This window comes from Enterococcus sp. 5B3_DIV0040, from assembly GCF_002140755.1.
In the GTDB taxonomy this organism is placed as follows: domain Bacteria; phylum Bacillota; class Bacilli; order Lactobacillales; family Enterococcaceae; genus Enterococcus_D; species Enterococcus_D casseliflavus.
Genome location: NZ_NGLC01000001.1, coordinates 1,946,262 through 1,952,594 on the forward strand (window position 1 = coordinate 1,946,262; position 6,333 = coordinate 1,952,594).

Annotated in this window: 7 protein-coding genes; 4 read left to right on the forward strand and 3 right to left on the reverse strand. The window is 42.2% G+C overall.

Features of this window, described 5'->3' with window-relative positions:
• Window positions 1-95: 95 nt before the first annotated feature.
• Complete coding sequence (locus tag A5883_RS09275) at window positions 96-821, forward strand: alpha/beta fold hydrolase (RefSeq protein ID WP_074931772.1); 726 nt, start codon at window positions 96-98, stop codon at window positions 819-821.
• Window positions 822-823: 2 nt separating this feature from the next.
• On the forward strand, window positions 824-3,370 hold the full coding sequence (mprF, locus tag A5883_RS09280; protein WP_074931775.1) for a bifunctional lysylphosphatidylglycerol flippase/synthetase MprF: 2,547 nt from the start codon (window positions 824-826) through the stop codon (window positions 3,368-3,370).
• A gap of 65 nt (window positions 3,371-3,435) precedes the next feature.
• Here mprF and A5883_RS09285 read toward each other — a convergent pair whose 3' ends face one another.
• Both A5883_RS09285 and A5883_RS09290 read right to left on the reverse strand, forming a co-directional pair.
• Window positions 3,436-4,395 (reverse strand): SPFH domain-containing protein, encoded by a 960-nt coding sequence (locus tag A5883_RS09285; RefSeq protein ID WP_016610357.1) that lies wholly within the window; start codon window positions 4,393-4,395, stop codon window positions 3,436-3,438.
• Entirely contained in the window at window positions 4,392-4,667 is a 276-nt protein-coding gene (locus A5883_RS09290) for a hypothetical protein (RefSeq protein WP_016620494.1), read from the reverse strand. Before A5883_RS09290 ends, A5883_RS09285 begins: the two co-directional genes overlap by 4 nt.
• A 185-nt stretch (window positions 4,668-4,852) precedes the next feature.
• Between A5883_RS09290 and A5883_RS09295 the strand changes: the two genes are divergently transcribed.
• Both A5883_RS09295 and A5883_RS09300 read left to right on the forward strand, forming a co-directional pair.
• On the forward strand, window positions 4,853-5,263 hold the full coding sequence (locus A5883_RS09295; RefSeq protein ID WP_026008061.1) for an organic hydroperoxide resistance protein: 411 nt from the start codon (window positions 4,853-4,855) through the stop codon (window positions 5,261-5,263).
• A 58-nt stretch (window positions 5,264-5,321) separates the two neighbouring features.
• Window positions 5,322-5,756, forward strand: a complete 435-nt coding sequence (locus tag A5883_RS09300; protein ID WP_086338389.1) for a MarR family winged helix-turn-helix transcriptional regulator — start codon at window positions 5,322-5,324, stop codon at window positions 5,754-5,756.
• Window positions 5,757-5,831: 75 nt separating this feature from the next.
• Here the strand turns inward: A5883_RS09300 and A5883_RS09305 are convergent, their stop codons facing one another.
• The gene (locus A5883_RS09305; protein ID WP_010747932.1) at window positions 5,832-6,194 is read right to left on the reverse strand and encodes a hypothetical protein; all 363 of its coding nucleotides are present in this window, start codon (window positions 6,192-6,194) and stop codon (window positions 5,832-5,834) included.
• Window positions 6,195-6,333: the final 139 nt, after the last annotated feature.

Consider the following 6,333-nt stretch of genomic DNA (forward strand, 5'->3'; position numbering starts at 1 on the left):
AGATGAGCAGATTGTTATTTTTTCTCATTTTATCTAGTGATATATTTGTGATCGTCCCTGACTTCAAGGTATACTCTTAGAAAGTAGGTGAAAAAATGGAAGTTGAAAAATGTTACGCGCCCTTACCGGACGGGTCTGTCCTCTATTACGAGAAAACCGGTTCAGGACGCCCTCTTTTTTTATTGCACGGAAATGGCGGCAGCAGTGCCTATTTCTCAAAGCAGGTCGACGCCTTGCGTCAAAAACATCAACTGTATTTAATCGATAGTCGAGGGCATGGCAAATCCACCAATACGCAGAAGAAAATCGATTTTTTTAAAATGGCAACAGATCTTTTAGCAATTATTCAGCAAGAAAAGCTAACGAAAATCGCCTTACTAGGATTTAGCGATGGTGCCAATCTGGCGATGGTCTTTTGCCATCTCTACCCAGAGCATGTCAGCTGCATGATTTTAAACTCTGGCAACACGGAACCGCGAGGTGTAAGGCTCTTTTCTCGAATCGGCAGTGTCTTGCAATATCTGATCGTTTGGCTTTGTTCCCCATTCTCCAAAGGCATGCGGGGCTTTCTGCCTATTTTGGGATTGTTGTTTCGTCCAATCGGTTTATCTACAGCCGATTTGAATCACCTCAGTGTGCCGACATTGATTTTGGTCGGCAAACGTGATTCGATCAAGCTTTCCCATTCTTTTTATATTGCAAACAGTATTCCTCAGTCCAATTTTATCGTCGTCAAAGGACAAGGACATAGTTTTGCACGAAAAAATCCAGAAGTATTTAATACGAAAGTTTTATCTTTTTTAGAAAGGGTCGGTGAATAACTATGAGAATCTTTACTTGGCTCCGCGACCACCGCTCACTGTTTAAAACCCTCTTCTTAATTGCAGTCGCCGTGATCGTGTTCGGCGAGCTGCTTTCGTTAAGCAAGACGATCTCGATTGATCAACTAAAACAATTGTTTGCGCAGCTATCCCTTTGGCGAGTGGCTTTAATGGCTGTCATTGGCTTACTGTGTGTCTTTCCCATGGTCTTATATGATATCGTCTTGAATCGCTTGCTAGGGGACAAACCTGATCGCCGTTATTTACTAGAAACCAGCTGGATCATCAATACCATGAACAATTTGATCGGCTTTGGCGGTTTCATCAGTATCGGGTTACGGTCGGAATTTTATGGCAAAGGAAAAAAAGGCAAAGACGTTGCCCAAGCAATATCGAAGATTTTTATCTATTTGATGTCTGGTCTTTCGATTTTATCGCTTGCTGCGCTGGCATTCGTCCTCTTCGGCCCCACGACCGATTATCTCCAACAGTATTGGATCTGGCTTTTAGGCGGCAGTCTTTATTTTCCAATCGTCTATGCGCTTAGTTTTTCCAAAAAAAATGCCTACTTAGGTGGGCTGCAACGACGCGATCGTCTGCAGCTGATCGCCGCTTCCTTATTGGAATGGCTAGGTGTTTTTGCCGCCTTCTTTACGACGGGTCTGTTGATGGGGCTCTCGGTCGATGTGTTTCAACTGTTGCCGCTTTTCATCGCTGCTTCCGTGATTGGGATCGTCTCGATGATTCCCGGGGAACTGGGAACCTTTGATGTCATGATGATCATGGGAATGGGTTCACTACAGATTCCCCGTGAAAGTGTCATTGCCTGGCTCTTGCTGTTCCGCCTGTTTTATTACATTATTCCCTTTTTGATCGGTTTGCTTTTTTTCTCAAAAAATGTCGGTGTCTCCCTCAACCAGCGCTTTTCTGGTATTCCAAAAAGCTTGTTGTTGGAAGTGTTCCACAAGATCGAAGTGTTGCTGCTTTATCTGACTGGAACGATGTTGGTGCTTTCCGCCACGATCCCAGAAGCCTTTGATCAAATCAAATGGTTAGCCCACCTCAATCCGATTCGCTTGAATTTTGTGATGCAGTACCCGAGCATCTTTCTCGGCTATCTCTTTTTGATTGCCGGTCGCGGCATCTCTGCCCGTGTCAGTCGCGCGTATGTGCCGACACTTTTGTTGATTGCAGCAACGATCGGCTATGCTATTTTTGCGGGGTTCCGCTTTTCGACCATGCTGTTTCTTCTATTATTACTGGCGATCATGATTTTTTCAAAAAGCGAGTTATTCCGAAAACAACTGGTTTTCGCTTGGGAATGGCTGACGATCGATGGTTTGTTGATTGGTTCGTTGACGATCCTCTATGTCATTATCGGGGTCTACAACATGCCCCATATCAATCGTCATCCGACGCATCACCATTCGATGGATTTTTTGCTCTTCCCTTCTGAAAAATTATGGCTCCAAGGCTTCGTTGCGATTTTATTCGTCGCCGTTGCGATGCTGCTGTTTGCACGCTACTTGATGGGACCAAAGCACCAACTCGGCGTCAGTGCCGCCACCGATAAAGTGAAGCATATTTTGAACACTTATGGCGGCAATAGCGATAGCCATCTTGTCTATTTAAAAGACAAGCAAGTGTACGTTTATCCAGAAATCGGCGAGCCGACGGTCTTTTTTCAATTTACGACCTTTAATAATAAATGCTTAGTCATGGGGGATCCTTCTGGGAAGCAAGCAGACTTTCCCCAGGCACTGGAAACCTTTCTAACAGAGATGGATCAGTGGAATTACTTGCCAGTCTTTTATGAAAGTAGTGAAGAAATGGTGATGCTGCTGCATGAATTTGGCTATGACTTTATCAAATTCGGTGAGAAAGCCTATGTGGATCTGCCTAGCTTCACCCTCTCAGGAAAGAAAATGAAGGGACAGCGGGCATTGAACAACAAGATCACCAAAGAAGGCTTTACCTTTGATGTGCTCACCCCACCCTTTTCAGCAGAAACCTTTGCAACCCTTAAGGAAATTTCTGACAACTGGCTAGATGGACGGAAAGAAAAAGGGTTCTCCCTTGGATTCTTTTCAGAATCCTATCTGAGTACCGCACCAATTGCAGTCGTCCGTAATCAGCAACAAGAAATCGTCGCGTTTGCCTCCTTTATGCCAACCTATCAGACAGGCTTAGCTTCCATTGATCTGATGCGTCACGATCCTGAAAAAGCCCCGAACGGAACGATGGATTTCTTGTTTATTCAGCTGTTTGACTATTTTAAAGAACAAGGCTACCAACAATTCGATTTAGGTATGGCACCATTAGCCAATGTTGGTACTTTCCGCAGTAGTTTCTTACAAGAGCGGATCGCCTATCTCGTTTACACTTTCGGGTCTCGCTTCTATTCTTTTGAAGGATTGCGGGAGTACAAACAGAAATATGCCGCTTCTTGGTCCCCTCGCTACATCTTATATTCTCGGGACAGTTGGATCGGTTATGTCATGATTGCTCTGTTGATCGTCGATAATCAAGCGGCAGACAAAACGAAATAAAAAAGCTCAAATGCGCCGGTTTATTCTCGGAGCATTTGAGCTTTTTTAATTGTTGCGCTTCAAAGTTATTCTGCTGATTTAGATGGTGCGTTTTCCCAAAGTTGTTTGACGACTGGAATATTTCCTAGTTCCGTCATATTGGATGGCAGAATGACCGTGTTGGTATTGCTGTTGACCACGTCTTTAAAGGCTTCGATCCCTAGATAAGATAAGGAGCGCTCGTCTAGCTGGCTTTCTTTGATTGCTTCATTGATAGCTAGAATCCGTTTGCGTTCAGCTTCAGTGATTTTCGCGATTCGTTCCGCTTCTGCCTCAGCATCGATCCGTACACGTTTTGCCCGCGCCTCTGCATCGATTTGGGTTTGTTCTGCCCGAGCTTGCGCGTCGATCGTCATTTGCGAAGCTTTGGCTTCGGCACTTAAGACTGAAGAAGATTTCTCCCCTTGGGCTCTTGTGATCATGGATTCTTTGTCTCTTGAAGCTGTGATCAATTTATTCATTGATTCAATGATTTCTTGGGAAACTTTGATTTCTCCGATATTGATCCGGTCGATCGCTAACCCGTAGCCAGCAGTGATGTCTTTGATCGAAGTAAATAGAGCCACGTTGATTTCTTCAGTTCCATTTAAAACTTCATTTAAATCCATTTTCCCGATGATTCCCCGCAAGTTCGATTGAGCATCTTGGATCATTGAAACAACGGAGTTTTCATTTTCGTAGACAAAGGCACGCACATCTGTGACATGGTATTTGATTGCTTCATCAATTTGAACGATTACATTATCTTTTGTTATTGCACTTTGGGGTTCGATCTCCAAAGGAATCTGTTTCAAGGACACTCTTTCTCGAACTGTATACAAAATCGGAACAAGAAAATGAAGCCCTGGTTCCAACGTTCGAACGTACTTCCCAAAACTTTCGACAACTTTGACTTCCCCTTGACGAACGATCACAGCAGTGCTTGCAATCAGCCAAATCAAAATCACTAATACGAAGATAACTAAAATAATTTGGATAATGATCATTGTAAAAACCCTCTTCCATTTTCAAATAATGTATTGTTTACACGGGTCAATAAGACACCGTTTTCAACCCCGATAATCTCTAACATGACATTTTCAGCAGGAATCCCTGCAATCACCCGATATTCTGTATAGGTGCCATAAAGCCGTATATAGCCTGAATAATGATCCGTCAACGATCGAAAATAGCGCCCTACCGCTCGTTTTTCCATATAATCTACGATGATTTTCACCCTCTTTGCCTTCATGCAGTAAATTTGAAGCTTCAAACTCATTTGTTAATCTATTACAAGTGTTACTAACTATGATAGCACGTTTCACCCAAGAGAACAGTAAACTTATGCTGATTCCGCTTTTTTTTAGAAAAAAAAAATAGAACGAAAACCAATTCCTTGCATTTTTCATTTAAATTGCATACAATCTAATTGTACAAAATATAAAAATCAGGAGTGAAGAAATGATGAAAAAAATGTATTCGACAAAAATGATCAACACTGGCGGCCGTTCAGGAGAAGTTCATAGTCCCGATCATTCATTTGAATTAAATATTACTGCCCCTGGCAAACGTGTTGAAAATGCCACCAATCCAGAACAACTTTTTGCGGCTGGGTTTAGTGCTTGTTTCAATAGTGCCCTTGAATTAGTGAAAAGCAACAAAGGAATCGACGGTGCTTCGACTGTCAGTGCACAAGTGACCCTATATGCAGAAAGTGAATCAAGCTTTGTTTTAGGCGTTGAGATCGAAGGTCAAATCGAAGGTTTATCAACAGAGGAAACACAAGAATTGCTTGAAATCGCTCATACCGTATGTCCTTACTCAAAAGCTACAGCTGGCAACATTGAAGTGACTGTCAAAGCCGTTAGCGAGTAGACTTTCATTGAAAAAACAGCTATGATAAGAGGCGGATGTTAGAAAAAGGGGGGAAAACATGAATGTCTTAGCGTTAGAAAACCAATTGTGTTTTCCTCTATACGCCGCTTCAAAAGAAATTATCAAACAGTACAAAGACTTACTGGACCCGTTGAATTTGACCTATACCCAATATTTAGTGATGTTGGTGTTATGGGAAGATGAAGCGATCAGTGTCAAAGATTTGGGGAAGCAATTATGTCTAGATTCTGGCACACTGACACCGGTTTTAAAAAAGCTTGAAGCAAAAGGATACCTAGTAAGAAATCGAAATCAAGACGATGAACGTTCCTTGCGGGTCACATTGACTGATTCAGGCAAAGGACTCCATGAACAAGCGCTAGAGATCCCCTACAAAGTAACGGAATTCTTGCCCCTTGAACCGGAAGAACTGTCAGTCCTCCACGAATTGACGACCAAAATGGTCCAAAAATTTCAAGAACAAGAAAAATGATCCGCTGTTTTCACAGTGGATCATTTTTTTATCTTTTAAACCTTCACTAACAAACAGCGAAGAAAACGGGATGACCTACGAAGCTTTGGTTTTCAATTCGCCAATAACATTTAGCAACTGAGTTAATTGTTCTGGGTCTTCAATTTTTTTGATCGCAATTTTTACCAGTTCAAAAATTTGTTCCTCCGTCAAACCACTTTGCAAAATCTCCAATTCGGTGACGGCTGGTTGGAAACGACGAGCCAAAACTGACCCACTCATCTTGATACTTGCGATCTCAAGTATCCCTTTATTGACTAACTTACGAATCACTGACAATGACGTGTTGCGATTCAAGCCGAAGCGTTCACTAAATTCGGTACAACATAGCGGCTCATCCACAGCCCAAAAACAAACTAAGACTTCCCACTCTTTTTTTGAAAAACTCAAGTAATCCATAACTGCTCCTTTCCATGCCAATCAGGCTGGTTCTTATTTTCTAATCAAAACAATCGCAGCTATTGACATAAGCTATCTATCCTCTTCATTTTACGATTGTTTTTTCTTTCACTAAAAGGATTATATACCAATAATAATC